Origin of the sequence: Bradyrhizobium sp. RT6a (assembly GCF_040547675.1) — a bacterium.
Classification (GTDB): Bacteria; Pseudomonadota; Alphaproteobacteria; order Rhizobiales; family Xanthobacteraceae; genus Bradyrhizobium.
The window spans coordinates 42,530-67,650 of sequence record NZ_JBEPQC010000011.1 but is presented as its reverse complement, the minus strand read 5'-3'; the positions used below and the strand labels follow the sequence as shown (position 1 = coordinate 67,650).

Here is a 25,121-nt window from a genome sequence, read left to right as displayed (position 1 = left end):
TTCAGGCCTCCCGCGCCAGCGGCCTCATTCCTGCAAGGCCATATGGTTTACCAGCAAGGTTCAACGAAGGAGAATTGTCTGATGGTTCGGGAATTGCCGACGATCCTAAAGACCGAGCATATGGTGGTCTCCCCCTGGCTCGAGGTCGTGGCCCGGGATGTGAGGGTCTCCGCGGAGTCTGCCGTTGAAACCTATTATGCAGTTGCGCAACCTGACTATGTAGTCATTCTGGCGATGACGCCGGACTCGCGCGTTCTCCTGGTGCGTCAGTATCGTCCGGCGATCGAGCGCTTCTCGCTGGAATTGCCAGCGGGCGTGGTGGATCCTAACGAAGACCCGCCGGAAACCGCCACGCGCGAACTCCTGGAGGAGACTGGCTATCCCACGATGAGCGTCGAGCTCATCGGCAGATGTGCGACCTGCTCCAGCCGGATCAGCAATACGACTCATTCGTTCTTCGTCAGAACCGGCGGTCGCGCGCCCGGATTTGTGGAAGAGCCAGGTGTCGAGGTCAGCTCCGCCTCGCCGGATGAACTTCGCAGCCTCATCCTGTCGGGCGAATTCGGCGAGCAGACCCATTTGGGGGTGCTGGCTCAGGCATCTGCGAGAGGGCTTCTGGTCCTCTAGCCGGTTTGGCGGCCTCGCAGTCATCGAGAGATCGTTGGTCGATCGTCGCGCGGTTGAGCTGCGCCCGAGCGGAGATGGAACGCTGCGCGCTCGACGCAACGCTTTCGCTCTAGCCCTTCTTACCTGTCTTTGGTTTCAGCGAAAGACCAAGGCGCAAGGCCATGCGCTTGATCGCATCGGGCGAGCGTCCGAGCTGTTTCGCCGCCTCCTCCAATGAAGCCGAAGACTTGGCCAGCTCCATCAGCCGGCGGTCTTCCTTGAACGACCAGGGCTTGCGCGCCATAACCGAAATCATCCTCTCGTCGCGACAAAGACAAAGCCGCCAAGCGGACCCATCGCTCGACGGCTTTGCTTGGGTGGGGCCGAGCTTGGGGGAGCCCGGTGCGACGATGGGATAAGCGATCGGTGAGAGTTCGCAACAAACAACGCGGATTAAGCTAACCGCTCAACCTTACCGGGACAAAATCGGGGACCCCGTATAAGCACGGAGGTTTCGTTCAGCAGAGCTGCGGCAAGCATCCTTTGTAAATACATCGAGGCTGATGCACAGCAACGTGCGTCGGCTGCACGAACCCGGAAGCCTGATGGCCAAGCGATCAGTCCACCATTGGTCGCTTGATCACGGCTAAGTCGTGACGGCATAAACGCGATGGGGCACAGGTTCTTCGCCTACAAAGCCAAGCGTGTCAGCTACGCCATCGAAGCGCTGCAGAATGGACTGGGTCTAATTGCCCGGCACTGCCCAGCGGCGACTCATTGTTGCCGCCCGATCCCAAGTTCGCGTTGCAGTTGCGGTGTGAGCCCCATAGCGCCTTCAGTTCGTCCTTGGCCCGTCCCCAGATTTCTTGGTGTAGGTGCGGGACTGGAAGGCGAGACTGGAGATGTAGTTGTCGAGATCGTCGAACGTGGTGCGCTGCCGGCATATCCGTTGCGACTCCCGTTTGAGTAGGTCCCCTGAGCATGAGCGGATGCGGAGGTGCCGAGGAGCGCGGCCCCCGCCAGAAGCACTGCGAAACGGTTCATTGAGTTTTCCATCTGGTTGATGCGCCACCACTATGAACCCAGAGCGCGGCGATGCCAAACCATACCTGGGCCTGTTGTGGAGGGGCACCACGGCGCTGAGAGCGCGACTGCGGTGAACAAAGCTACGGTTGATTGGGATCATGCTTGGTGCCCGCCTGGCGACGGCCGCCGGAATGCGCAATCCCAGAATATCCCAGCGAAACGAACGACAATAAAGCCCACCAGCCTACGTGTTGAAGCGCTCAATGCAAACAGCCACCAACGTCAGCTGCCGCGACGACCACCGGACGCAAGTCTTTGGAGCGGTGGAGAGTTGCGATTGTCTGAACGCACCAAAAACGACGGAGGCTTCGATGGTCGTGACGGCCGAACGTAAGGTTCCAACTTGAGATAGTTCGCCCGCCGCCGCCGCGAGATCGCTGAACGGGTGACGTACCCCGCCGCAAATGAGGTCATCGCAATCAGAAACAAGAGCAGAAGACCCAGCATTGAGGGAAACCCCGTGAACGAGTTACTGACCATTGTACGCACGCGGGTCAGCCGAGATAAGGCAATTTCGCGGAATCCTTGTGACGTTTTTCGCCACAAAGAGAGCCAGCCGATAGGAGGCGGCTCTCCACTGTTCAACAAGGGGATGGATCCATGTTCGCTGGACGGCGCCGCTCCCGGTTCGCGCAAAGCCGCCCCGTCTGCTCTCTCGTTCGAAATCTGGGTTGAGCAAAGGCCAACTTGCTTCGTGGCGAGGAGAGGCGCGTTGATCGAATGAAGTCGGTGGCCTTAAAGGATTTCTCCGCAGCGTCGTTTTCTGGAGTGTGTATCTTCGGAACCTGGTTGCGCGCAGGGTTAAACACGACTCGTCTAAGGTCGTTCGGGAAGGTCGCATTCACACCGAGATTCTTGCTTCGTGTCTTTCGTGTCATGAGATCGCCGAATTCAATTTGATATGCTTGAGACTGGAGAGTGCAAGCACCGACATGCTACAAGAAACACAGACAATATCGTCGTTCGCAAGGCTTCGAGACCGTATGTTCGAGGTCGGATTTTTCAGCCTTGCGATGATCGCGATGGCAGGCTGGCTGTATTTCATCACGCTGTTGCTCGTGAGGCTGTCTCTATGGTGCTTCGGTTGAAGTGCGCGCGATCAGTTTCTAAGCACTGTGCTGCCCAAGATATTATCGCCGAGCTGAGAAAATCAGCGACACTCATCACGATGTCGACACAACTGCGCGACCACAATGCTAGTAGTTGGAAACGTCTTGCATATGGAAAGATTGCCCAATGGTGCTAGTTGCGGTTTTGGCTTCGATCTTCTTTGCCGGTTTCGGCGGAGGCTACGCAACCCGGGCCTGGCGATCGCGCAAACGCAACGAGCGCCGCCGGCTGTACTCGCACTATCGTTCCGCGACAGCCGGAGAGGCTACATCATTCGTCCGAGCGCGGCGTGCATCATGAATGTTTGCAACTTGGGATGGGCTGTTCTGTTTTCGCGACACGTGCGAGCAGAGCAAAAATAGGCTCGGTGACCTCTCACGTAACCACATTCGGTTACGTTAACGCGCGCGTTCTGTTGTTCGTGCGGTTCGCGGTCGGTACTGCATGTGGAAGCATATCGTTGCTCCGTACCCTTGAATTTGGACATTGATCGATGGCCCGTTGGGGGACATATGGGATAATGCCGACGTTCTCGAGGCCCGACCGGTCCGTGGATCACTAAAGGGGGAGCGCCATGACGAGCCTGAGAAACAACGCCCCGCGGCGGTATCTGCCTGATGCTGCGGGCCAGCGCGTCTTGATTGGCTTGACGGTTGAGGAAACCTTCGAATTCGAGCGCCTCGAGGGCCGGGCCGAGTTCGGTCAGGCTAAAGGTCAGGCGCTTGACGACGGCGTGCTTTGGGCGGCCACGGTGCAGGAGCGCTGGCTCGAATTGTATCAGAAGCATGAGAGTGCCTGGAAGGCCTGGATGGCACGAAGCCGGGCCGAGCAACCCAGAAGCTTTAAGGTTTATTAACCATCGCCGACCCATTTTCTAGTCTGGCTTTGAACCGGAAAACGCACGCATGTTCCAGCTGTTCCTGCGGGCCCGCACGCAGAATTTCCTGAAGGACCGTTTTGGCGGCGAACGGGGATTCCGCGCGCGTTCGCCTGAACGGGATGCTGAGACCGACCGGACCCGCATAGAGCCTATCCTGGTCGCGATCGAGGAAGCGCTGCACGCGGCCGAGCGGGAGCAATCGGGCCTGAACCGTCGGGTCGAAGATGTCTTGGCCCGGGCCGCGGTGACCTTCGGCAACGGTGATGATGAATATCTCGAACGCGAGGCGTTGGATAACCATCATCAGGATCTGTTCGATCGGGAGATCCAGAGCGGACAGCGCCGGTTGAAAGAACTCTGTTCTTCCATTGCGCACTACAAATTCATGAAGGCAGCCGTGCTGAGCAGGTTTCCGAATTCCCGGCCAGCGAACGAAGGGCGTTTGGCTGGAAACGTGCAGCGCTAGGCCTTTAGAACTCGTCACTCCATTGCATCAAGCAATGCCGCAGCAACGCGTAACTGCCGAATGTAACGGCCGCGCCCAGCACGAAGGCGCACGACAGCAACTGGATGGCGAACATCGAACCTAGCCCCGTTCGATGAACGAGGCTATACCGCCGCAGTTAAACGGAGCTTAAGGCTGCGTGGCAAACTAGTAGGTCAAGACCCGCTCAGGATCCAAGGGGTTCACGTAACGCACATAAGTGCGGACCGGCCCATAGTAATAGTGAGGCTCATCCCTCGTGCGCGGATCAAATGTGGCGGGGTAGGCCTGTTGCAGCGACCTGTGCCGAACCTGCGCCACCGTGGGACATCCGCAGCGGGGCCCGCAGTACGGATTGGGACCTCGGTCAATGTACGGAATACGCGCCGCGGTCCTTTGCGCAGGCACGGCGTAGTCTGCGGCGTAGGACGGTGTCACCAAGGTCCACATGCTCAGGGTGAGCGTAAGTAATCCGAGAATTGATCGCATTTGGGGTCCCCCAGTTGTGTTAATCTTAGACGCTTCGCGAGGAACGGGCAATATGCTCCAAACTGGGTCGGCTGGCCAAACTCCTTCGCCCGCAGCAGGCCCGCTCGACTAGCCCCCGAGCACGTTGAGAAGCGCGGGATCGATAGCCCGGATCGCATCTTTCAGGAATTCTTTGCCCCGGGCTGAGGCTTGCCGATATGCGAACACCAGGGCGCGCGTTTGTTTCGGCTCTCGCGTTAACATGAGGCGGACGTCACCTTGGACTAGATCCCTCACATCGGGGCTGGCGAGGGCATCAAACCGGGTTGCAGAAGCAAGCCTCAGAGGCATCAATCGGCCTTCGCTCGGTGCCGTGAGATAGACCATCTTCAAGGATTCGATCGCTGCTGGACCCTCCGGATCCTGCCGGGCTTCCAGCACTGCCAAGGCGAGCCATAGCTCAGCATCATATGGCGATATGGAAACAACATGCTTCAGACGCGACCGGGCAAGTTCGCTCTGGGCCCGAACCCTGTTATCGCCTCTTGGCAGTTGCATTACTTGGAGCGCAAGAAGTAGAGCCTGATTGCCTTCGAGGTCAGAGCGCAAGGGAGAGATCACTCCAACCCATTCGGGTGGAGCGTTTGAGCTGAGACTGGCCTTGGTTGGGTCCTCTGGAAAATCCGGCCGCTTCGAGCTGGTCAGTTCTGCGGCCGCTGATACGATCCCAAAACAGCCGACGGCTGCCGCAAGGCCCAACAGAAGGACGCGAACTAGGGTCGTTGAATGCATCAAATCTCCAAAGCAAAAACGACGTGTCATTGATTTACAAGGCAATCATACTGTCGTCCTGAAGTGTTAACAGGGTCAAATTTCCGGTCGCATAGGCGCCCGTATCGATATTGACCCGATTCGGTCTTATGTCGGGCTGCTGGACGGGGGTGTGGCCGTGGACGATGTATTTCCCGAAATTTTTGTTGCTCTCCAGGAATTCGTCTCGGATCCAGAGCATGTCCTGTTCTTGTTGGTTCGCCAGGGCGACACCAGGCTTCACTCCAGCATGGACAAAAAAGAAATCTCCGCACACAAAGCGCGCCCGCAGGTTGTTGAAGAAGTGCAACTGATGAGGCGGAATTGCCTGCGATAATCGTCGAATGAGTTCGTCTTGTTCTGCCGGATCAGGATTGAGGGAAGGTCTAAGTCCATACGAGGCTAAGGTTTGGAGGCCGCCATATTGTTTCCAATCCTGAAGCTGCGAAGGGGCATGCAGAACGTCTAACAGGAAGGCTTCATGATTGCCTTTCAGGAAGATCGATTCATGCTTCATGCCGCGTTCCATCAGCAATTCGATGGTCCGATTCGAGTCAGGCCCTCGATCGATGTAGTCTCCGAGGAAAACGTGGATTGCGCGCCTTGAACCTATTGTGGTGAGATCGCGGTCGATGACGGCAAACATCTGCTGAAGCAGATCGGCGCATCCATGAATGTCGCTTATCGCATAGATGCGAATGCCCTCGGGCACCGTCGGCATTCGGCTTTTGTTCCTCGATCTCGACAATCTGAGCATTTGCCGAACTTGTCGCCTTTGCAGTCTTTGGGGCTGACGCCCGAATGATTCAGGTCAGCTCACATAGTTAACGGGATCGCAATGTCCTGCTTGGCTTTTGTTTCTAATTGAATGGCGGGATGCCGCAAAATTTCAAACCCTTCGCGTTAGCTTCCTAGCCAATAAGCATGCGGGGAGCAACTAATGCGCAGAATCATCACTATCGCCCTCGGGGTCATCGCAGCCGGCTCCATGTGGCTTGAGCCGGTCCAGGCCGGACTTGTGGGAATGCCAATGGGGCTTCAATCCGCAATCCAGCGCATCAAGCTCGAAACTCCCACTCTTCCGCCGATGGCGTTTACCCAATTTTGTCTTCGATACCGAGGCGAGTGCCGCACGCGGCCGATGTTTCGGGGCGGGCCGGTCCGGCTGACCGAGGAGCGATGGGCAGATCTCAAGGAGATCAATCAGGTGGTTAACCGCGGAATTGCCCCGGAGAGGAATGAACTCGGCGTGGCTGGCGAGCAATGGCTGATCAATCCAGCGCGGGGCGATTGCAACGACTATGCGGTCAGCAAGCGGCATGAATTGCTGGAGCGCGGTTGGCCGGCTCGCGCCTTGCTGTTGAGCGAGGTCATGGTCAATTCCGGTGAGCATCACCTGATTCTCGTGGTCCGGACCAATAGCGGAGACTTGGTGCTAGATAACATGACGCCGCAGATCAAGCCGTGGTCGCGTGTTCCTTATCGCTGGGTGCGGATGCAGATGCCCAACTCCAAGCTCTGGGCGACGATCTCGAGCGCCAGGGTCTGAGGTCGCGCTTACAGGGCGCTGGTCCGCCCGGTGCTTTGCGCAAAGCCCAGCCCGATCAATCCTGCAAGAATGATCTGGACCGCCGGGTTCAACATGCTCGTGTCGACAAAGCTCTCGCAAATTGCGACAAGCACAAGGGCGCAAGTTGTGCTGGCAAAGAACGAGTCCCGTCCGCGTCCAACGGCTCCGCGCAAGACGAAAAAGAAGACCTGAAGCCCAAATAACGCCAGGATTGGCAGGGCTAAGCGACCCCATTCGATCGCAACCAGCGCTGCGGTTGAAGGGGCGCGCGGCGCAATACCAACAGCATAGTCCTGATAGATGCGGGCAACCTGGGCGAATGTTCCGACGCCATTGCCGGTCCACGAGCTGTCCGATATGGCACGCCGTGTGATCGCTACAGAGTCTTGATTCTCGCTTCGGCTCCGAGCTAGCAGATCCGCCCATGTCGCGGGTCGTTCCTGGGATAGCGTCGCTGCACCAGCCATCATGATGAGGAGGCCGGCCAGGAGCGCCGACGGCCAAGACCGATATCCAAGACGGCGGACGGCTGCAATGAACAGCATGATTGCAAATCCCAGCGCCGTTAGCATGTGGACTATTCGTTCGAGCGTTGCCAGGTAAGCAAGAGACATCATGAGACCGGCAATGCCCGGGACAATGCGCAGCAGGAATGGGCCATTCAGTGGAAAGAGAGTGCCGGCGCGACCAAGCTGGCGCTCCGCTGCCATTGCAATCGTTGCCGTGTTTGCGAGCGCTGCAATGACCCCAACGAGGGCAAGCGAATTGTTTTCTGCCAGACCGAGATCTAGCAAGGCTGTTCGGGCAAGCACGATCTGACTCAAACTCGCGAGCACGATAAACGTCGCGACGCCAGTCAGAACGACCAGCAAGACTTCCGCCCTTTTGCGATCTTTTGCCAGCAGGATGGTGGAGAGCAGCAGTGACAGGAGGGCCGAATACCACATCAAGCCGCGCAAAGTATTTCCCAGGTCGACCGTGATTCGCCCCGCCAACGACGGTTCATTTAACGCGACGGCTGTTGTGGGCCAGATGGGATTCACGAGGGAGAATGGAAGGGGAGCAATTTGCGTCACCATCCAGAGCATCGGGAAGAGCGCCGCCAGCATAAACCTGCGGAGCGGGGTGAGTGCAGTAAGATCGGCCAAGCTCGCCGCAGCGGCCGCGGACACCAGCATGAGCGGGGCCAGCAGATACACCGTATGCTGGACGAAAATGCCATCGGTGAATGGCGTTGCGGCAGCTGCAACCAACAGGATGATCAGAAGGGAAAACGCGAGCGGCAATGGAGAACTTCAAGGGGGATGAGGAAAGTGAAGAAAGCTGATGGCCGGGGCGATGCTTCACTATCGCATGGGTGGTCCGCCTCGCCAAACTCTGTTTTGGGCGGGACCCCTGTCAGATATGCCGGTCGTCGTGAGCCGATGTCTGCCGATAAAGCGCGGCCACCGACGCTTTCCGAGAAACAGTTTGACGGGGTGAATAGCGAGCCATCAATGTGCCTCGTGCCAGCAGGCCGAAGGCGTAGCCAAATTGTGGCGCGCAGCCTGCCAAAAGTGCGTATCCGACTGCGGTTGCAAAGCCCTGATCTTGGGCAAGTTGAATCGAGAGCGTGGCAACGATCGCGATTAGGCAGAAGGGCACAAGAATCCAGACGCGAAAGCGCCACGCGAGGACCGCGCCCGTAAGAAATAGCAAGATGGCGACCGGGGTCATTGTCTGTCTCCGTCGCCACCATTCCACCCATTTTCTTAAGGAATCGTCACTCGTTCCCCCCGGATTCAGCGCTAGCGCCCTGCACAGCTTTCCATCAAGGTGCGGACCGCGGCCGCCAGTCCGGTAACGGGAATGACCCCCCGAATCTGACCGGCCTTGCCGTCGATTTCGACGTTCAGCTCCGTTGCGGATTGCCAATCATTCTGCACGAGCTCTGATGCACTCTTCGGCAGTAACAGAGCCTCGCCGGCCTGGGTGACGGATGCCTCAAATTCAGCAGCTCGGCCGTTCGGGGAGGTGAGGACGATCTTGGGACGATCGGTGCGCGACCAACGGTCCAGAAGAATCACGATCACGTCGATCCTCTGGCGCTCTTGACCACACTGAAGGCTCAGGCCAGCGAGGCCGATGTCCGACTTCCCCGAATCGGCAACGTGCATGACCGAGATGGCATCCTGTCCCCCTGTCGGGCTTTTGGTTTTCACCAGCTGCCAGCCTTGGGCGAGTGGCACAATGCCGCTGCTGCTGCGCAGCTGCTCGGAAAATTGCCTGTCGCAATTTCTCTGGTCTTCAGAACCAAGTCCTGGACCGCACTCCCGCTTCCCGCGAGGGGGTTGACCGAAAGTTTCGCCGGTTGTGGCCAGAACGATTAACGTGAATGCCAACGCGATCGTCAGCCGGTTCAGAATGGTGATGGAAAACAATGGCTTGACTCTGAGCTCATCATGTTGGCAGTAAGGGACGATTATAGAGCTTTTAATTTCAGTTTTCTGCATAATTCTGCTGCATTGCAGCGGCTAGAGTGATTCTTGGCGGCGGTGGCCTGTTTGTTTTCGTAGGAGGCGATTTTTGATCCCGCGAACTTCACTCTCAAAACGAGGCGAGGCGACGTCCTCCAAGCTGCCTGATGCCCCTGACGTCGGTGCGGCGACCGGCGGTGCATTAGACGGCCGCTGGTTTGGCTTGAAAATACCCTACTCAAGCCTCGCGTACTTCTTGGCAGTCCTGGACGCTGCCGTGATCGTATTGTCGAGCCTTGTGGGCGCCGGGATCTATCAAACGCTCGCAAACGCCGAACTTAACCTGGAGCCGGTGGTGGCTCAGGGGATTGTCGCAGCGATGCTTTATGTGATCATCGGACAGGCCACCGGTCTGTATGATCTGCGGGCGGCTCTTGCAAAGAAGCGGAGGGATATAGGGCGGATTCTTGGCCAGTGGACCCTGGTGTGCCTGCTGCTGACCTCCTTGGTGTTTTTGATGAAAAGCGGCGCGGTTTACTCGCGCGGCTCCATGATCTGCTTTGGCCTGCTTGCCCCGCTGCTGCTGGTGGTCTGCCGCCGAATGTCCAGACGGCTGGTTTTGGGTGTGGTTGCGGATGGGCAGGTCCGGGGGCGCCGTATCGTGTTGCTCGGGACCCGCGAGGAACTGGCGTCGATAGGCCTTGAAGAGTTATTGGAAAACTTTGGTCTGACCGAAGTGGAGCGTGTGATGCTCCCCACCGCGACAGGCGGCTTTGCCCTAAGCCAAGACGACCTCGCGGCGCTAGAGCGCGCCATTGCCGCGGCACGCGCGCAAGGCGCTGAGGGTATCGTTTTGGCCTTTCCTTGGAGCGATACCCGCAAGATTGAGCTGATGCGGGATGGGCTTCGGATTTCGCCGCTGCCGGTGCAGCTGTTGCCGGATCGGCGGGTGCGCTCCCTTACTCAGAACCCGTCGTTCCGGGTAAAAAACTCGCTCTCGATCGAACTTCAGCGCGGCCCGCTCTCCCGCGCCGAGCAGCTGGGCAAACGCGTGCTGGACATTGTGGGGGCGTCGATCGGGTTGATCCTTCTCGCCCCGCTGATGGCTCTCAGCGCGGTAGCGATCAAGCTGGATTCGCCTGGCCCTGTATTTTTTCGGCAGCGGCGGAACGGGTTCAATGAGAATCAATTTTCGATCGTCAAGTTCAGGACAATGACCGTCATGGAGGATGGTCCCAACGTGGTGCAGGCGAAGCGATTCGATACCCGCGTCACCCGGACCGGACGAATGCTCCGCAAGACGAGCATCGATGAAGTTCCGCAACTTTTGAACGTATTGAAAGGGGAAATGTCCTTGGTGGGTCCGCGGCCGCATGCGTTGGCGCATGACGGGCATTACGGCCAGCTGCTCTGCGACTATGCGTTCCGGCACCATGTCAAACCGGGTATTACGGGCTGGGCGCAGGTCAAAGGCTATCGCGGCGAAACCGCGTTTGTCGAACAGATGAAGGGCCGGGTGGATTGCGACCTCTGGTATATTAACAATTGGAGCTTGGCGCTCGACCTGAAGATCCTCCTGCTCACGTGTTTGGAACTTACCCGCAGCAGAAACGCCTATTAGCCCCCTATCGGGTCATCTCCCCCGGTGCCCGCCTGTAACCGCATTGCAACAACCTCCAGGTTATTCTCCTTAGGAGCCAGGTTATCGGGCGCGATTCATTGACTCCTCTGGGGAATTCGCGGAATTTGGGGTTCGTTGTAGTGGGGAACTCGGGTGGATTTTAAACGGGGCTTCGTTCTTATCGGCATGCTTTCCGCTGTGCTGCTCGGTTCTGCGGGCTGTGCAATCATGCCGATGTCGGGTCCTGAGGACCACGTCATCAAGAGCGAGCACACCAAGAATGGCCCGGAATATGGGTTGGTGACGCTCACGCCCACGGTGGTCGATATCCTCAAAGAATACGGCCCCGGTGCCATCGCGGGCTCGTTCCCTGATAATCGACCGCCGCCTTCCATTAAGTTCGGCATTGGCGACGTGGTTGCGGTGTCGATCTTCGAGGCGGCGGCGGGTGGTCTTTTCATACCGGCCGAAGCAGGCGTGCGCCCAGGCAATTTCGTTGCCCTGCCGAACCAAAACGTCGACTCGGCCGGTTTCATCACCGTTCCGTATGCGGGCGCGGTCAAAGCCGCGGGCCGCACGCCCAGTGAAATCCAGCAGGACATCGTCAAGGCGATCGGCAACCGCGCCATCGAGCCGCAGGTTGTGGTCTCGCTAGTCACCCAGAACACCTCGCTGATCAGCGTTCTTGGTGAGGTCAATCAGCCTACCCGCCTCACAGCCAATGCGGCTGGTGAGCGGGTCCTCGACGTGATCTCGCGGGCTGGTGGTCCAAAGGGGCAGGGCTGGGAAACCTGGGTCACGCTTGAGCGTCACGGCAAGCGCGCGACGGTTCCGTTCGGTGCCCTGGTTTACACCCCCGCCAACAATGTTTGGGTCCATCCCGGCGATACCATCTACGTCTACCGCGAGCCGCAGATCTTCCTGGCGTTCGGTGCGTCGGGCCAGCAGGGACAATTCCCGTTCGACATGTGGAAGATTAACATGGCGCAGGCCATGGCGAAGGCGGGTGGCCTCCTGGATGGCCAAGCGGAGCCGAGCGGCGTGTACCTCTATCGCCGGGAGCCGCGCGAGCTCGCCGAACGGCTAGGCGTGGATTGCTCCAAGTTCGTCGGGCCAACGGTGCCGGTGGTCTACAACGCAGACTTCCGCGATCCCGCCGCATATTTCCTGGCGACTAAACTTGATATGCGCGACAAGGACGTTCTGTTTGCCGCGAACGCAGCCACCGTCGATACCGCCAAGTTCCTGCAGTTCGTTCGTGTCGTGATCGCGACAGCCAATGATACGGTCGTGACCGCCAACAACGCACAGATCCTACGCATCACCTCGCGGCAGTGATCGCCGTCCGCCGGAGATTGGTGAGGCAGTAATGTCTTCTAACGCGCCGGCGGATTGCCAAGCCACCAAAGTCCCCTTGCACGCGAGCTAAGGTGTAGAGGAAGCCGACCATTCAGAGATCGTCTGTCCACAAATTCAGACGCGGTGCGCGCAACTATCGTCAACAACGTGACGCTGATCATTACAAGGCAAACGGATAGCATGGCCATATCAGCCTCCGTGACCTTGCCCCCACGTTTTATCCGGTCATGAGGTCGCCCGTGCCGTTGGATTTGCCCGGTTGGGCGGTGGCAGCGCCGGGAGCTGGCGCGGAGCCTTCGGCATAACGCAGCGCCAGATCCCGGCGCGGGTGGCAGGTCATCGCGAACTCGGACGGGGTTCTCCATCCGAGCTGCGAGTGTGGTCTTGTATCGTTGTAATCGGCCCGCCAACATCCAAGTGTGACGCGGGCTTGTGCCAGTGACGTGAACAACGTCTCGTTCAACAGCTCATCCCGCAGCCGGCCGTTGAAGCTCTCGATGAAGGCGTTCTGCATGGGTTTGCCCGGCGCGATGTAGTGCCATTCGACACGGCTTTGGTCGGCCCACACCAGGATGGCGTTGCTTGTGAGTTCGCTGCCGTTGTCGCTGACCACGTCCATTCCGCCGAAACTGGCCTTCCATTTGTAGATGCTGGCGTCGCTTACACCATCCTTGCGGCAGAGATCGGCGACCGGAACCCCCGCTTCGTGCTCCTTCAAAATCCCGATGATCTGTTCTTCCCTAAACCGCTTGCGCTTCATGCTCTGGTCCTCGGCTTGGGCCAGAACGAACTTCAATGGATTAAGCCCGAGGGGCAAGGTCAGGTCCACAGCCACGTGCCGTCGAGCGCCCCGGGTGACCCGTCACCTCGTCGGGCTATTGCGGACGAAATCATCTCAGCTTGAGATGGAGAAGCTGAGTAGACCACTACGGCTGTGAAAAAAACCCATGAGCGCGCGCCTGAGCATCGAAAGCTCCTTTCAGTCGGCGCAAAATCTGACGATCCTTTGCCCAATCGCAAAGTCTCGCCCTATCGCGATCAAGTCGCAACTCGCGAACAGCCGAGCGGCGCATCTGCAGTGATTTCAAGTTGAACAAATCATCCGCTTCCACTTCCTCCTAATCTCTGGGATCCGTGAGAAGAGATTTAGACTTTGAAGGACGACTTCAGAACTAATATCTCCAAGGTCTAAACTCTTGGGGCTCAACCCCTGGAACGTCCGCCATTAAGCCTTCGGCGCGCAGGGCGCGGGCTAATTGGAGACGAAAGTCCAAGCTCACCGTTCCAAGCCCAGCCAAGAGGACTTGGTGATGCCTCCACCCGGCTCCTTTGAGGATTTTCACCGCGTCGCGGATCCAGCCCGTTCGAACAATCGACACAAACTCGTTGCGGGCGCTTTCCTGAAGGTCCGGCGGAAGCGTGTCATAGATTGCCAGCACGTACGGGCTGCGGAGCGCAATCCAGCCCTCGTAAGGCGCCAACCGGTAGGACAACCGCAAAGCTTCGAGGTGATCGCTTACATGACCGCCTTGATTAATGGCGCTCCAGTATTCGATGAACCACAATAGCCCGTCAGTCGGAACGCAGCCGAGAGCTTCTCTAACTGATGACCGAAGCGTCGTCAGGCGCTGATCGGCAAGCCGCATGTCGGGAGAATCGGCGGCGGTCTCATAAAGGCGCAGGCGGATGATCGCAGCCGCTCTGATTTCGCGTGGATTGCAGATCTTGCGAGTCTCAGCGGCTGACAATGCTGCTTCGGAAACGGAATTTCGCTTAAATCCGCTTCCGGACAACACCGCGTTGGCTACATTATTCAGTGCGACTCCCTCATCCAAATTAGAGAGGAAGGAGACCGCCCAGCTTGCCGAGCTCAAGGCGATAAGAACGGTTGTCAATCTGCCAAAAGCATTTATGACCGCCGTCATCGTTAGCTGACTAATCCACGTATCCGTAGCGTTTGTAGTATCGGTTGCGGTAGTAGCCTCCGCTATAGGAATCGTAGCGGTTCATCGCGGCTAAGTTCACCTTGTTAAGAACGGCGCCCAGCATGTGCTCGCGAACAAGGGGATTTTCCCGCAAGACTCGCTCGACCACGTCGACCTTCGCGTTGGCCCACTCGACAATGAGAATATAGGAGTCGACGAGACCGCCGGTGGCGCGAACGTCGATCACAGGAGCCATAGGGCTCAAGTCCAAAATAATGCGGTCGTACTGTTCACGAAGATGCTGAAAAAGCTTCTCCATTTGCGGGGACGCCAGCAGATCACTGGAGTTCGAAAATCGAGACGCCGCCACGCAAGGAAGAAAATGCAGATTGGTTTGCGGATCGACCCAGATCACGTCCTTCAGATCGGCCTTGCCAAACACGGCTTCAATCAAACCAGCATCGGCCGACCGGGCAAGCCGGTCGGTGAGGCTTGGGTTACGGAGATCTCCGTCAATCAGAAGTGTACGTAGGCCACTTTGTGCCGTGGTCTGAGCCAAAGCTTCGCTAACGGTGGATTTTCCTTCATTGGGAAGAGCGGATGTGATGCCCAAGACTTTGTGTGGCGTCCCGAAGTTGCTCAAGTCGGCCGCCAATTTGATCGACCGGAGCGCCTCCGCAAATCGGGAAAAGGGCGAGTTGATCGCGAACCGTCCGACGCTGTTATCGATGGTGAGCAGCCGGTCGGGGCTGGATCGTGAATGGGTTCTCCCTACATCGGCGCGCAGCGACTTACCCGCTGCTTCACTGGATCGCGACCAGGCCTCCGCTCTACTCCTGGACAATGGGGACCACCGTTTGATGAGCTTCAACGGCAGTCCCATTCCAGCTTCTGGTTCCGACCCGATCACCGGAATCGATGCCAAACAGTTGGTCTGAAGCAAGCGTTCAACCTGATGCACGGTGCGGAAGACGCGGTCCAGCATTTCGAGGAAAATCGCCATTAAGCCCGAGAGGATGCATCCGCCGACGATACCCGCGAGGAGAACCAAAGCAGTCTTGGGGGACGTCTTCGGCGTCGACAATTGTGAGGCCTGGGTGATGACCCTTGCTTCGGTAATCGGGAATGACTGCTGCTGGACGGATACCATGTAGAGCTGAAGGAAATTCTCTGACAGCGCGCGCGCGCTCTGCGCGTTGCTCTCGAGGTCCTTCAAAACGATCTGGGCTTGGCTTGTATCATTCGAAACGGCGATCGTCTCGTTCAAGCTTTTCTGGCTGGATTCTTCACGCGCCTTGGCAATTGCCAGGTCACTCTTGTAACCTTCTGCCGTGCGCCGAAGCTCATCGATAATGGAGTGCCGAATTTCGCGCATTTGATTGCGCAAATTGACCACGGCCAAATGAGTTGGACCATATCGATTGGACCAATCCGCAGCGCGGCCGGCATAATCGAGATAGGTCTGCCTCAACTTGGTGATCACGGGATTAGCCATTGAATCGTTGACGGCACCCAAATCGTTCAGGATCACTCGCGAATCATTGTCGTCCGCGTTCAAGATCGAGGTAATGCGCTCGAGCTTGGCCTGGGCCTCGGCGCGCTTTGCGCGAGCCTCGGTCAAAGCGCTGTTGATCTCCGCCAGCTGTTGCTCGGTCAGCAGACGTCCGCCTGCGTCAACGATGTTATTTTTTGCCTTGTAATCGACCACCGTCCGCTCCGCCGCAGAGGCCTGGGCGCGGAGTTCTTTGAGCCGATCTTGAAGCCAGACCGCCGCACGGCGCGAAGCCTGATATTTCGATTCAAGAGAATCTGTAATGTAATTCTCTGCGACGGCGTTGGCGATCCGCGCGGCCAGCTCTGGCGAGGTGGACTGGTATGCTATCTCGATAACATAGCTAAATCCGACCCGCTTGATGGTGAGCCCGCTCTGAATCCTCCCAACGGCGGCTCGCATCAGTCCATCGTCGGATGGCTTTTCCTCAGGGAAAAAGCTCGAAAGCAGCTGCGATAGCCCGCTCAGCAGCCCAGCGTCCTCTTGCATAAAGGCCGGGGAGTCCAAGAGACGGAGGTCCCGGATGACCGCGGCGGCGATGGTCTCCGATTTCAGCACTTCAACCTGGCTGTCGACCATCGCCGAATCTATAGGATTATCTCCACCAACCGCCGTTTGTGTTTGAAGTCCCTGCATCTTGCGGCTGTCGATCATAAGGACAGCGGTCCCGGTGTAACGCTTGGTCGCCCCCAACAAATACGTGCCTGCAAGACCCAGGCAGACGAGCACCGTGATAATCATCACGGGATATTGCCGAGTGACGAGACCGATGGCCGACGAAACAGTCTGTTCCAGCGAGGCTGAATCGGTGCCTTGAACCTGTGCCGGAGAGGGAGATGAAATTCGTGTCTGAAGCATCCGACCCGTCTGTCTGATGAGCTGCGCCGCGGCGGCCGAATAAAGGCTAGCCGCTCCGAGCGCAAATAAGCGTGATTTAAAGCATCACGAAGGCCAAACTGCGATGCTCGAATGCTCAGGGACAGGTCCCTGAGACAGAGCAGATAATCGTCGTGGTGCTGCTCCCGCCTGCTGATCCCGCGCCGCCAACGCTCGAACTGAAATAGTTCGTCGGGTTGTTAGAGACGCTGTTGGATACGAAGCTCTGGAAGGATGTCCCGGAGAATGCACCCCCGGTCGGTGTCGTCTGACCGCCAACGCCGCCGGAAGATCCTGTCGTGGCCCCTGACAGAGCTACGCTTCGGGTCGGATCGTTTCCGGTAACGGCAGCGTACTGGCCGTTTGCATCGGACGATCCGGTCGCACCCAGGTCGCCTTGAATTTCCAAAGAGAAAGTCACGTCGGTCGTTTTGCAAACATTCGCCGCCTTACCGAGGCCGGTGCCGATTGCTTTTTGGAGGTCGGAGGTCGATGGTCCCTTGCCGGCCAAGTCCTTGAGGACACTAAGCACCGCCGGCAGCGCCTGAGGATAGGAGGCGACAAAGGTCTGGACATCTGCCGCGATCTCTTCGGATGTGCGAGGTCCATTGGGTCCATTCAAAAGGGATGATGGATTGGTGGTAAAATTCGCCGCCTTTTGGGCAGCGTCAGCATCGCTTACGCAGGCGGCAAGGGCGCCGGTGGGAAAGTACAATGTCAGCGCACAGAGCGTGGCCGAGAAAATGTACTTCGAAAACGCCGAGCCTGCTGGTGCCTTCATGATCAAACCATCCACTTTGTGACCTAATCACGTGTTTTTAAAAGAAAATTAGGCAAATGTACAGTACCGCAAAGCATCCTGTGAGGTTAGGTTAATGGCGGTTCACTGCTTGAAAAGGATTGAGCCATTCCCATACCCAGGATGGGGCAGATCGCCAAACTAAAGCCAGGAATTTGCAGGGGAAAATCGACCTGCGAATGAACTGCCGCCAAGGTCGCGACCCAAAAGGCCGCCGTTGGAAAAATTCCGTCGCGATTGCGCCGTGTTATTCCGCGTCCGAGAATGAGAAGGGCGACCAACCAGCCGGCTGCTACGATCGCGGTGAAGGGGATGCCCATTTCTGAGGCAATTTCCAAAGTGGTATTATGGCCCTGTTCCCACGTGCCATAGGAAGGAAGCTCTCCGCTCCGATACGCTGGAAAGGTCCAGCGAAAGGTCCCTAGTCCGGAACCAAGCCATGGATACCCCTTGATGATTTGGGCCATTGACACATAGGCGTGCCAGCGTCCGGCATCAAAGAAGCCCTGGCTGCCAAATCTGCGGTTGACGCTGGGCGCAAAGATCGAAATTGCTCCAATAATCAATATTACGGCCGCGATCGGAAAAACCCACAACAAGTGCCGCTGTTTCAATTGATTGCGGAAGTGAGTTCCGAGAGCCCCCGCCACGCAAAGCAGGGACACAACCGAACCAGCGCGCGAGCCCGTCATCATGGTCGCAGCCAGGATGACGAAACAGGCCAGCAGGTGGAGCACTGTTCGCGCCGCCCGAAGGCGAAACCTGATCTGCTCGCGCCAAGAAAGCGGAGCCGAGCTGTTGTTCATTGAGCTCGCAAAAACCAAAAACCATCCAACGCTTGCGGCTCCGAAATACGAGGCCGCAACATTTGGATTGATGAAGGTCGCTGTCACCGCATTCAAATAATTGAATTTTTGGTGCCAAAGTAAATAGTTGGGCCAAAAGATGAATGCGAACAATCCATACACCGCGTAGGCTAGTGCGGATGCTAAAAAGGCCATCAACAGCCAACGGGCGGCACGTCTATCACGGCCGACCAGATAGCCGCAGAGCATCGACAGCCAACAAGCAATCTGTGATCCCATAGCAAAAAACGGCTGATTGCGCGCTACCGAACCGGAGCCAGTTAAATCTTGCCCCAGAATAGCCGAGGCCTGCTGCCAAATCGAAGCCGTCAACCATGCGGATGGCAGCGAAGCTGTTCCCAACTGTGCGCCAACAACAAAGATCCAAGCCACCGAGATTGTTGCGAAGCCGATGATGAATGACAGGTCGCGGGAGCTTACCGGTCGCAAACTCGCCAAAAGGAGCACGGACGACAGCAAAAGTATCCAGATCGCCACAATCCGCATGTCCATGGACGCGAATGGCAGCGGTGCGAGCGCAATGACCGCACACAGGCCAACGTTCGCCGCGGAGCGGGCGGAGCTGAGGGCCTCATTTGCGGTGGACACACTCGTCACGTTGTCTCTGCGTACGAACGTAAGCTTTGTGGGTAGCCGATGGGAGCCCCGTTAGAAGAACGGCTAATCGAAATCCTTCAGAGTGGAATCTCGTCTCCATTCTGCGAGCGAGGCATCCATATCATAGGAAAACTCGAAACCGTTCGCGACCAGGCGTTTGGGTAAAATATTCGTGGAAAACCACAATTTCCTTACCCGCTCGCGGTTGATCCCGGTCTTTAGGCCAACGCTTTGCAGGATTTCAAACGGAAGCACTGCGAGATTCATCAACCAAATCGGAATGGTGAGCCGCGGTTGGGTATAACCGGCGACCCTCGAGAACGAAGCGCATATCTCGCTGATTGAATGTCTGTGCTCAAAGCAGAAATTATAGATCGACAGGCCTTCATTTCGCGCCGACATATAAATCATGGAGGAAACAAGATCCTTCACGTAGCCGCAGGATTTGATGGTGTCCGTTCTGCCGGGATAGACGAAGGCCTTCCTTTCCAGCATTCGCGAAAGACGTGTGAAATTTCCGCGCTCATAAAGTCCGTAGATCACCGCGGGGCGAACAATAGTCAGCCTCCGGTTCGATGCCCCGGATTGCCAAAGCAAATGTATTTTTTCGGCCGCAAGCTTTGAGCGGCCGTAGGCGCTTATAGGCCGCGGCGTAGCCTCCTCATCAAGCTCTGCCTCGCTTGGTCCATAGATCGAGATGGAGCTCGTGAAAACAATATCCTTGCAGCCGATTTCGTCGGCAAACCTGCAAACGTTAACCGCCCCTAAGACGTTGGTGTAGTAGTAATCGCCGTCCGGGTGACCTGGCGTGACGTGAACGGCCGCAAGATTGAAGATGTCGACAGGGTCTCCGTTGGAGATGCCGGGGGCAATCGTGTCACGCACATCATGGTGCAGATATTCGACGCCGGCAACGCGACTTCTAGGTTCGCTGATGTCGATGGAAACAACGCGATCATACTTGCCGGATGACACTAGGTAGCTTGTCAGGTGAGTCCCGATGAAGCCGGCACCACCAAAGACAATAGCTTGAGTACGGCTTGACATTGGATCAAGGCTCGCTGCGATCTAGGTTACGTGCCTCCTTACGGTAGGCCTCTTTCAAAACATCGTAGTTGATTGCACGGTTTAGATCCACGGGCTCCTGAATGATACGTCGCAGCAAAAGTTGGGATGCCAGAACACGAATGCGTCTCTCATCTAGCTCGCCAAATCTCGTGCCAAAGGGGCGCAAGAAACGGCGCTGATTATCCATCAGGCGAGATGTCAAAGCGATCGGGAGAGGAGGGGAAGTGGAATTGGCGATTTTAGGAATTGTTCTTCCATAATCGGCGTAGGCGGCACTCCAACCCTCCGCCGTACCGGTGATGAACTTTTCAAGATTGCGTCGCTTGGCAAGGGCGCGCTCCTGAACAAAGTATACCGGTCCGGCAGCATGGACGCCGTAGCCGTCGGGGCTAAGGGTCCTATAGTCGATGTTCAATTGCGACAATTGCTGACCTTCGACGTCCGCGCGCCCAAGAAGCACATCTATCTTTCGGTCCAGGAGATCCTGCAGCGCCGCTCCACTTTCGATCAAAACAATCCTGCTCTGCGCCAGGGAGTTCTTTCTGACAAACTCGTAGAAAACAGCCGAGAGTTCCGGCCCGCCCTTATATCCAATGCGTTTGCCCTCGAGGTCCGACGGCTTCAAAAGCGCGGTGTCGGGCAGCGTAAAAAACTGGACGGAGCTGACTGCAAAGCTTCCGGCGAAAGCCACAATTGGCAAGCCTTCCGATCGCGCCTTTAAAAATCCGGCGGTTGAAGCCAGGCCGATGGTATTCTCATCGGCTACGACTGCTGCGATGGCATCGTTGTCCACGGAGCCTGAGTGCACGCGGATGTTGAGTCCGGCTTGGGCGAAAATGCCGTCGGAGATAGCCACAATGGTTCCGGCAGCTGCCGGCGATATCGGGTCGCTCAACTGAAGCGTGTACTGGACGGCAGCCTCGTTAGGTTTGAGAGCGTCACTCCGGGAGGGCTTCAACCAAAACAACAGAGCTGCGGCCAAAGCGCAGGCGACCACCAATCCGCTGAGGCCATAGGAACCAATGTGGACTTTGCCGGCGCTTCGTCGAGCTCTGTTCATCTAAATATTGGTTCTCAGGCCGGCGCCGATGAATACTTCACCAGCCGCATCGTTGGGGCCAAGGAGCGCAGAACTGGCCGGGCTTCAAGACGGTTCAATAGAGTTCACGGTACTGATATCTGAATGAAGTCGATCCTGGCGCGACTCCTAAAGTCCTTTGCAGCTTTTGATACCCCACCAACGGCACGATAATACAGTCCTTACTGCCGGCGTAGCAAACTTCGATCCGGATCGATTGGCCACAGATGTTAGCCACGAGCACGACCTGATCGATAATTTTTGGGTTTAGTGTTTGAGGGCGAGCCATCGGATGGACCGAGATGCAGGCTTGCCCATCTGGTGTCTTGTGGACTGGCGCGTAAGTCCCGCTCATGCCTTGGAAGCGATCGCTCGATTGCGACGCAACTCCTGTGCCGCCGTAAATTGGCGCGGTTTTCTTACCGAGATCCTGAGCATAGGCCGATCCTGTAGAGATCTGTAAGGCAATGAGTACCGCGCATAAAGCCTGATTGGCCTGCCGCAGGATGTTGCAAAGAGCAAGGTTTGACATTGGTAGTCCGCTATTCTGGCTGCTGCCGCCCTGGTTGCAGGCTCGTGTGCAAGATTTCGATAAGACCGAAGCCAGAGACATGGTGAAACGAAACTTCCTGCCCATCAAACAACACCGCGGCGGTAGGCGGGCTAAGGGTTATGACCTCATTGCCGGCAGCCGAAAGCGCACCTAGCGCCGCGTCTGCGTCGGGGCATGCATAGCATATATGATAAATCATCGAGCCCGTCTTTTCGATAAGCTTGTCGACCGGAGAGGGACCGTCCCCAGGCCAAATCACCTCAATATCGGGCATAGTGGGGTGGTGGTGCATGGCCAGGTTGACCCTCTGTAGAGGGTCAAACACCGAATTTCCGGGCGAATATCCAAGCGACGCTAGGTAGCGAAAGGCGTCGTCGCGAGACGCAACAGCCAAGCCCAAATGGTGAAAGGAAAGGCTCGCCAATGCTGGAGCGATATGGGGCGATGCAGGCACGCGACTTCTCAAAGTTTCTTCTGAATAAGCGCGACCAGTTCACCGACGTTCTTCAGGCCACCAATCTCGGATGCGGAGAATTTGATGCCGAAGGATTTCGAAACCGCCAAAACCAAGCGAATGTGGGACAGGCTATCCCAGCCATCAACATCGTCGGCCGTTGTTTCGGGCGTCAGATCGAGGTCTTCCTCGTCGAAGACATCGCGGAAGACAGTTGTTATTCTGGAGTAAATCTGGGATTGATCCATGGGGGTCCTTTTAACGGATCGAAACGTCGGCCATTCGCCACCGTTCGCATGGCTTTTCAACGGCCCGATGTCGTTGCGGATTGCTCCGGAGCGTGCAGCGAAGCCTGAGGCTTGGCAGTCTTGTCGCAAACAAGCGGATTCAAGACATCCGCCAACCTGTCCGACCAGATATTTGCCAAGTGCCGCTTAGCATGTACCTCGTCAGAGTAGTCTTCGTTTCCGTCCAGATCGCTCATGGACATCGAGACAAAGTTCGGTCGATCTTTGAATTGCCGAGACAGATCCTCTATCTTTTGTTCGTAGTCCTGGTGATAGGGACTTCTATCTCGATGCCAAGCGGGAATCGGGAGATCCACGAGCAGGACTTTTTCTCCGGCGTTCACCAGGGATCCTATCACGTTCCTCAGCAGGTCTACCTCCTTCTCAGATATCCTGCTGGTAGATCCCATGGTTTTGTCCCAATAATCCAAAGCGTTTCTTTTTTCTTGCTCCGACATCACAGCGGCTTCGCGCTCGATCTCGGTCCGTTGCGCGGACCGGCGGCCTGTAAGGAGCAGATTGGCGGCCGACCTCGCCTCGCGTGCGGCCTTTTCAACCAGCAATAGCGGACGAAGCATCATCACTCCGACATCAAGCCAATTCGGCGGTAGGACTGCTACCGGGCCTTCAGGTGTCCGTCTATAGAAGCCGTACCTATATCGTTCAATATCGAGGTCGGTGTCGCCGCGGTTTCGGTCCGGATCGACGTACTTGATCTCCGAATCGACAAACATCCCGTACCATACGCTGATCACGAATGTATTGAGGGTGCGGTCTCGATTGCCTTGCGTCTCATGGATCAGGTCGATGACCTGCTTGACCTCCGAGACATTGGAGCCGCCGATGGCCAAGTTGCTTACCTGGGCGCATTCAAATTTTGATTGAATGCGTCGTTGCAAAAATCCAACCGCTGCGTTGGATGCTCCCACGACGAGCACCTTGTTGCCTGGGCCGTCGAGCACGCTACGTCCCAGGAACACATACTTCGGAACGGTCATGAACAAGGTGCGTTCGGCGGCTTGGAAGTCCCGAACTCCTCCGCGCGAAGGGTCCGGGAAAACCAGAAAGGAAACACCTCCCACCAAACCGTAGAGAAGCGCGAAGGACGCAAACGTCAGTGCGGCCTGTTGAAGGATGTATTTCACTCAAAACGCCTTGTAGACGAAGTCGGGAGCCTTATGAAGCAGAGTAGCGACTACGACGATCGCCATCATCTTGCCTGCCAGTGCGAGGTTTTTGCCCAGCAAGCTATCACGGATCGTCGCTAGCGCCTCCGGCACCGTCACGCGCGGAACAATATGATCGGCGACGAACCAGAAAAGCGCGAATGCGACGGCTATCGCAACAAAGGCCAGCGATATTCCTGCGGGGCCAAGCTTGGCGAGCAGCGAATTGAAATTCGACAGCTCGGGCACCCATAAACAGGTCAATGCAATCACAAAATAGCCGACGGTAATACCGCGCGAAATATAGATGTACGCTACGGACGAGGTCAGCGTCCGATAACCCTTCTTTCCCAATCGCTCGTTGCACGCGACCTGCCAAAGTTTATTGATGCTCGCGCCGGCCCCCATGAGCAGTCCGTACACAACGAATACGGCGGTTGTGCCATGCCAAACGCCCATGACAAGAAATGTAATGAAGAACGCCAGAACGCCAAGATACGCCGTTAGCGCAGGCGCGGGGAAGCAAGACATCAACAACATGACAAGGGGGTTGAACAGGTAAAACTTGAACCATTGCGACAATGTCATGTGCCAGCGTTGCCAGAATTCCAAAAAGCTGCGAGCCGAAAAAGGCCTATCGAAGTTTTCCGGCAGGGCTTGCCCGAGCAAGAGCCCGCTTCCGACTACAATATCCATATACCCTGAGAAGTTGTAGTAGAGGTAGATCGTGTATAGCGAAGCCACTAGGCCATAAATTGCACAAAGCTTCATCAGCGGGAGATCGCCGAGCTGGAAAAGCTGAGGCTTCAAAAATGAAAACGCGTATTCCGCCGTGGCTGCAACGACGACGAACTTTAGGTAGCCGGCAATGATTCTCGCGAAGGCCTGATAGACGACGGTCGAATCGAGCTTGACGACGGCAATGCCGTCGGCGGAGCGAAATTCTTGATAACGTTGAATCGGGCCGGAAACAAAGCACAGAAAGTTGCAGGTGTATCGGAAGAACGCGATCGGAGGGATTCGCTCGGCAATGTCTCCCGAGCGAACGTCCACCATGATGTGCAGAATGCGAAAAAGAATGTAGGAGAGTCCGATCGTCAAATAAGGAAAGGAAAGCTGCCCCACATCTTCGAAGAAGGAGAAACGTTTTAGAAAAACATAACAGCTCAATACGCTAAGGATACCAAGGCCCAACACGAGCGTAGATTTCCGCGCATAAAGAACTGAGGTCCATAGATAACCCAGCAGCAGAAATCCGAGGAGCGGCAATGCCTGACTGTAATCGGTAAGATAGCTTGCGATGAAGATCGCGTTGGCCAAGGCAAGGACAAGCCTGCGGAAGAAGACAGAGTCGGTGACGTTGCTTGCGACCACGACGGCTGCCAAGAATGCGAGGAACAGAGGTGAGGTAAGACTCATCGAGAGTTCGATCTATGCCAGCTTGCAATGT

Annotated in this window: 24 protein-coding genes; 6 read left to right on the top strand and 18 right to left on the bottom strand. The window is 56.8% G+C overall.

The window, feature by feature from the left end:
- Window positions 1-81: 81 nt before the first annotated feature.
- Window positions 82-627: an NUDIX hydrolase gene (locus ABIC03_RS35625; RefSeq protein ID WP_354065140.1), complete on the top strand. Its 546-nt coding sequence runs from the start codon at window positions 82-84 to the stop codon at window positions 625-627.
- Between the two features lie 109 nt (window positions 628-736).
- On the opposite strand, the gene ABIC03_RS35620 is transcribed toward ABIC03_RS35625, so the two are convergent.
- Entirely contained in the window at window positions 737-910 is a 174-nt protein-coding gene (locus ABIC03_RS35620; RefSeq protein WP_275172072.1) for a hypothetical protein, read from the bottom strand.
- A gap of 2,466 nt (window positions 911-3,376) precedes the next feature.
- Here ABIC03_RS35620 and ABIC03_RS35615 point away from each other — a divergent pair.
- Together ABIC03_RS35615 and ABIC03_RS35610 are read left to right on the top strand one after the other, a co-directional pair.
- Entirely contained in the window at window positions 3,377-3,658 is a 282-nt protein-coding gene (locus ABIC03_RS35615) for a hypothetical protein (protein ID WP_275172070.1), read from the top strand.
- Between the two features lie 49 nt (window positions 3,659-3,707).
- The gene (locus tag ABIC03_RS35610; protein WP_354065138.1) at window positions 3,708-4,148 is read left to right on the top strand and encodes a hypothetical protein; all 441 of its coding nucleotides are present in this window, start codon (window positions 3,708-3,710) and stop codon (window positions 4,146-4,148) included.
- A 615-nt stretch (window positions 4,149-4,763) separates the two neighbouring features.
- On the opposite strand, the gene ABIC03_RS35605 is transcribed toward ABIC03_RS35610, so the two are convergent.
- Together ABIC03_RS35605 and ABIC03_RS35600 are read right to left on the bottom strand one after the other, a co-directional pair.
- Window positions 4,764-5,426, bottom strand: coding sequence for a hypothetical protein (locus ABIC03_RS35605; RefSeq protein ID WP_354065134.1), 663 nt, complete (start codon window positions 5,424-5,426; stop codon window positions 4,764-4,766).
- A gap of 34 nt (window positions 5,427-5,460) precedes the next feature.
- Window positions 5,461-6,165 carry a metallophosphoesterase family protein gene (locus ABIC03_RS35600; protein WP_275172064.1) on the bottom strand — a complete coding sequence of 235 codons (705 nt, stop codon included), beginning with the start codon at window positions 6,163-6,165 and terminating at the stop codon, window positions 5,461-5,463.
- Window positions 6,166-6,384: 219 nt separating this feature from the next.
- On the opposite strand from ABIC03_RS35600, the gene ABIC03_RS35595 reads away from it, so the two are divergent.
- The gene (locus ABIC03_RS35595) at window positions 6,385-6,993 is read left to right on the top strand and encodes a transglutaminase-like cysteine peptidase (RefSeq protein ID WP_354065132.1); all 609 of its coding nucleotides are present in this window, start codon (window positions 6,385-6,387) and stop codon (window positions 6,991-6,993) included.
- A gap of 8 nt (window positions 6,994-7,001) precedes the next feature.
- Here ABIC03_RS35595 and ABIC03_RS35590 read toward each other — a convergent pair whose 3' ends face one another.
- The 3 genes from ABIC03_RS35590 to ABIC03_RS35580 form a co-directional block, all read right to left on the bottom strand.
- Window positions 7,002-8,300, bottom strand: coding sequence for an O-antigen ligase family protein (locus ABIC03_RS35590; protein ID WP_354065130.1), 1,299 nt, complete (start codon window positions 8,298-8,300; stop codon window positions 7,002-7,004).
- A 112-nt stretch (window positions 8,301-8,412) separates the two neighbouring features.
- The gene (locus ABIC03_RS35585; protein ID WP_354065128.1) at window positions 8,413-8,730 is read right to left on the bottom strand and encodes a hypothetical protein; all 318 of its coding nucleotides are present in this window, start codon (window positions 8,728-8,730) and stop codon (window positions 8,413-8,415) included.
- A 71-nt stretch (window positions 8,731-8,801) separates the two neighbouring features.
- Window positions 8,802-9,506, bottom strand: coding sequence for a hypothetical protein (locus ABIC03_RS35580; RefSeq protein WP_354065126.1), 705 nt, complete (start codon window positions 9,504-9,506; stop codon window positions 8,802-8,804).
- A 73-nt stretch (window positions 9,507-9,579) separates the two neighbouring features.
- Here ABIC03_RS35580 and ABIC03_RS35575 point away from each other — a divergent pair, with 73 nt between their 5' ends.
- Window positions 9,580-11,091, top strand: a complete 1,512-nt coding sequence (locus ABIC03_RS35575) for an undecaprenyl-phosphate glucose phosphotransferase (RefSeq protein WP_354065124.1) — start codon at window positions 9,580-9,582, stop codon at window positions 11,089-11,091.
- Window positions 11,092-11,244: 153 nt separating this feature from the next.
- On the top strand, window positions 11,245-12,429 hold the full coding sequence (locus tag ABIC03_RS35570) for a polysaccharide biosynthesis/export family protein (RefSeq protein WP_354065122.1): 1,185 nt from the start codon (window positions 11,245-11,247) through the stop codon (window positions 12,427-12,429).
- 238 nt (window positions 12,430-12,667) lie between these two features.
- Here the strand turns inward: ABIC03_RS35570 and ABIC03_RS35565 are convergent, their stop codons facing one another.
- The 12 genes from ABIC03_RS35565 to ABIC03_RS35510 form a co-directional block, all read right to left on the bottom strand.
- The gene (locus ABIC03_RS35565; protein ID WP_354065345.1) at window positions 12,668-13,210 is read right to left on the bottom strand and encodes an integrase core domain-containing protein; all 543 of its coding nucleotides are present in this window, start codon (window positions 13,208-13,210) and stop codon (window positions 12,668-12,670) included.
- Between the two features lie 412 nt (window positions 13,211-13,622).
- Window positions 13,623-14,375: a hypothetical protein gene (locus tag ABIC03_RS35560; protein ID WP_354065120.1), complete on the bottom strand. Its 753-nt coding sequence runs from the start codon at window positions 14,373-14,375 to the stop codon at window positions 13,623-13,625.
- Window positions 14,376-14,385: 10 nt separating this feature from the next.
- A complete protein-coding gene (locus tag ABIC03_RS35555; RefSeq protein ID WP_354065118.1) occupies window positions 14,386-16,785 on the bottom strand; it encodes a polysaccharide biosynthesis tyrosine autokinase in 2,400 nt (799 codons plus the stop codon).
- A 115-nt stretch (window positions 16,786-16,900) separates the two neighbouring features.
- On the bottom strand, window positions 16,901-17,584 hold the full coding sequence (locus ABIC03_RS35550) for a hypothetical protein (protein WP_354065116.1): 684 nt from the start codon (window positions 17,582-17,584) through the stop codon (window positions 16,901-16,903).
- Window positions 17,585-17,670: 86 nt separating this feature from the next.
- Window positions 17,671-19,065 carry an O-antigen ligase family protein gene (locus ABIC03_RS35545; RefSeq protein WP_354065114.1) on the bottom strand — a complete coding sequence of 465 codons (1,395 nt, stop codon included), beginning with the start codon at window positions 19,063-19,065 and terminating at the stop codon, window positions 17,671-17,673.
- 63 nt (window positions 19,066-19,128) lie between these two features.
- Window positions 19,129-20,112, bottom strand: a complete 984-nt coding sequence (locus ABIC03_RS35540) for an NAD-dependent epimerase/dehydratase family protein (protein WP_354065112.1) — start codon at window positions 20,110-20,112, stop codon at window positions 19,129-19,131.
- 4 nt (window positions 20,113-20,116) lie between these two features.
- Window positions 20,117-21,193 (bottom strand): ABC transporter substrate-binding protein, encoded by a 1,077-nt coding sequence (locus ABIC03_RS35535; RefSeq protein ID WP_354065110.1) that lies wholly within the window; start codon window positions 21,191-21,193, stop codon window positions 20,117-20,119.
- Between the two features lie 94 nt (window positions 21,194-21,287).
- Window positions 21,288-21,743, bottom strand: coding sequence for a hypothetical protein (locus ABIC03_RS35530; RefSeq protein ID WP_354065108.1), 456 nt, complete (start codon window positions 21,741-21,743; stop codon window positions 21,288-21,290).
- Window positions 21,744-21,753: 10 nt separating this feature from the next.
- Window positions 21,754-22,218: a VOC family protein gene (locus tag ABIC03_RS35525; protein ID WP_354065106.1), complete on the bottom strand. Its 465-nt coding sequence runs from the start codon at window positions 22,216-22,218 to the stop codon at window positions 21,754-21,756.
- A gap of 8 nt (window positions 22,219-22,226) precedes the next feature.
- On the bottom strand, window positions 22,227-22,466 hold the full coding sequence (locus ABIC03_RS35520) for an acyl carrier protein (RefSeq protein WP_317245006.1): 240 nt from the start codon (window positions 22,464-22,466) through the stop codon (window positions 22,227-22,229).
- Window positions 22,467-22,522: 56 nt separating this feature from the next.
- Window positions 22,523-23,650: a hypothetical protein gene (locus tag ABIC03_RS35515; protein ID WP_354065103.1), complete on the bottom strand. Its 1,128-nt coding sequence runs from the start codon at window positions 23,648-23,650 to the stop codon at window positions 22,523-22,525.
- Window positions 23,651-25,090: an MBOAT family O-acyltransferase gene (locus tag ABIC03_RS35510; RefSeq protein WP_354065101.1), complete on the bottom strand. Its 1,440-nt coding sequence runs from the start codon at window positions 25,088-25,090 to the stop codon at window positions 23,651-23,653.
- Window positions 25,091-25,121: the final 31 nt, after the last annotated feature.

Coding starts and splice junctions, on each gene's coding strand:
- ABIC03_RS35595 (WP_354065132.1), top strand. CDS start 6,385: ATGCGCAGAATCATCACTATCGCCCTCGGGGTCATCGCAGCCGGCTCC.
- ABIC03_RS35610 (WP_354065138.1), top strand. CDS start 3,708: ATGTTCCAGCTGTTCCTGCGGGCCCGCACGCAGAATTTCCTGAAGGAC.
- ABIC03_RS35585 (WP_354065128.1), bottom strand. CDS start 8,730: ATGACCCCGGTCGCCATCTTGCTATTTCTTACGGGCGCGGTCCTCGCG.
- ABIC03_RS35605 (WP_354065134.1), bottom strand. CDS start 5,426: ATGCATTCAACGACCCTAGTTCGCGTCCTTCTGTTGGGCCTTGCGGCA.
- ABIC03_RS35625 (WP_354065140.1), top strand. CDS start 82: ATGGTTCGGGAATTGCCGACGATCCTAAAGACCGAGCATATGGTGGTC.
- ABIC03_RS35565 (WP_354065345.1), bottom strand. CDS start 13,210: ATGAAGCGCAAGCGGTTTAGGGAAGAACAGATCATCGGGATTTTGAAG.
- ABIC03_RS35535 (WP_354065110.1), bottom strand. CDS start 21,193: ATGAACAGAGCTCGACGAAGCGCCGGCAAAGTCCACATTGGTTCCTAT.
- ABIC03_RS35560 (WP_354065120.1), bottom strand. CDS start 14,375: ATGACGGCGGTCATAAATGCTTTTGGCAGATTGACAACCGTTCTTATC.
- ABIC03_RS35510 (WP_354065101.1), bottom strand. CDS start 25,090: ATGAGTCTTACCTCACCTCTGTTCCTCGCATTCTTGGCAGCCGTCGTG.
- ABIC03_RS35540 (WP_354065112.1), bottom strand. CDS start 20,112: ATGTCAAGCCGTACTCAAGCTATTGTCTTTGGTGGTGCCGGCTTCATC.
- ABIC03_RS35620 (WP_275172072.1), bottom strand. CDS start 910: ATGGCGCGCAAGCCCTGGTCGTTCAAGGAAGACCGCCGGCTGATGGAG.
- ABIC03_RS35520 (WP_317245006.1), bottom strand. CDS start 22,466: ATGGATCAATCCCAGATTTACTCCAGAATAACAACTGTCTTCCGCGAT.
- ABIC03_RS35615 (WP_275172070.1), top strand. CDS start 3,377: ATGACGAGCCTGAGAAACAACGCCCCGCGGCGGTATCTGCCTGATGCT.
- ABIC03_RS35600 (WP_275172064.1), bottom strand. CDS start 6,165: ATGCCGACGGTGCCCGAGGGCATTCGCATCTATGCGATAAGCGACATT.
- ABIC03_RS35550 (WP_354065116.1), bottom strand. CDS start 17,584: ATGAAGGCACCAGCAGGCTCGGCGTTTTCGAAGTACATTTTCTCGGCC.
- ABIC03_RS35555 (WP_354065118.1), bottom strand. CDS start 16,785: ATGCTTCAGACACGAATTTCATCTCCCTCTCCGGCACAGGTTCAAGGC.
- ABIC03_RS35530 (WP_354065108.1), bottom strand. CDS start 21,743: ATGTCAAACCTTGCTCTTTGCAACATCCTGCGGCAGGCCAATCAGGCT.
- ABIC03_RS35580 (WP_354065126.1), bottom strand. CDS start 9,506: ATGCAGAAAACTGAAATTAAAAGCTCTATAATCGTCCCTTACTGCCAA.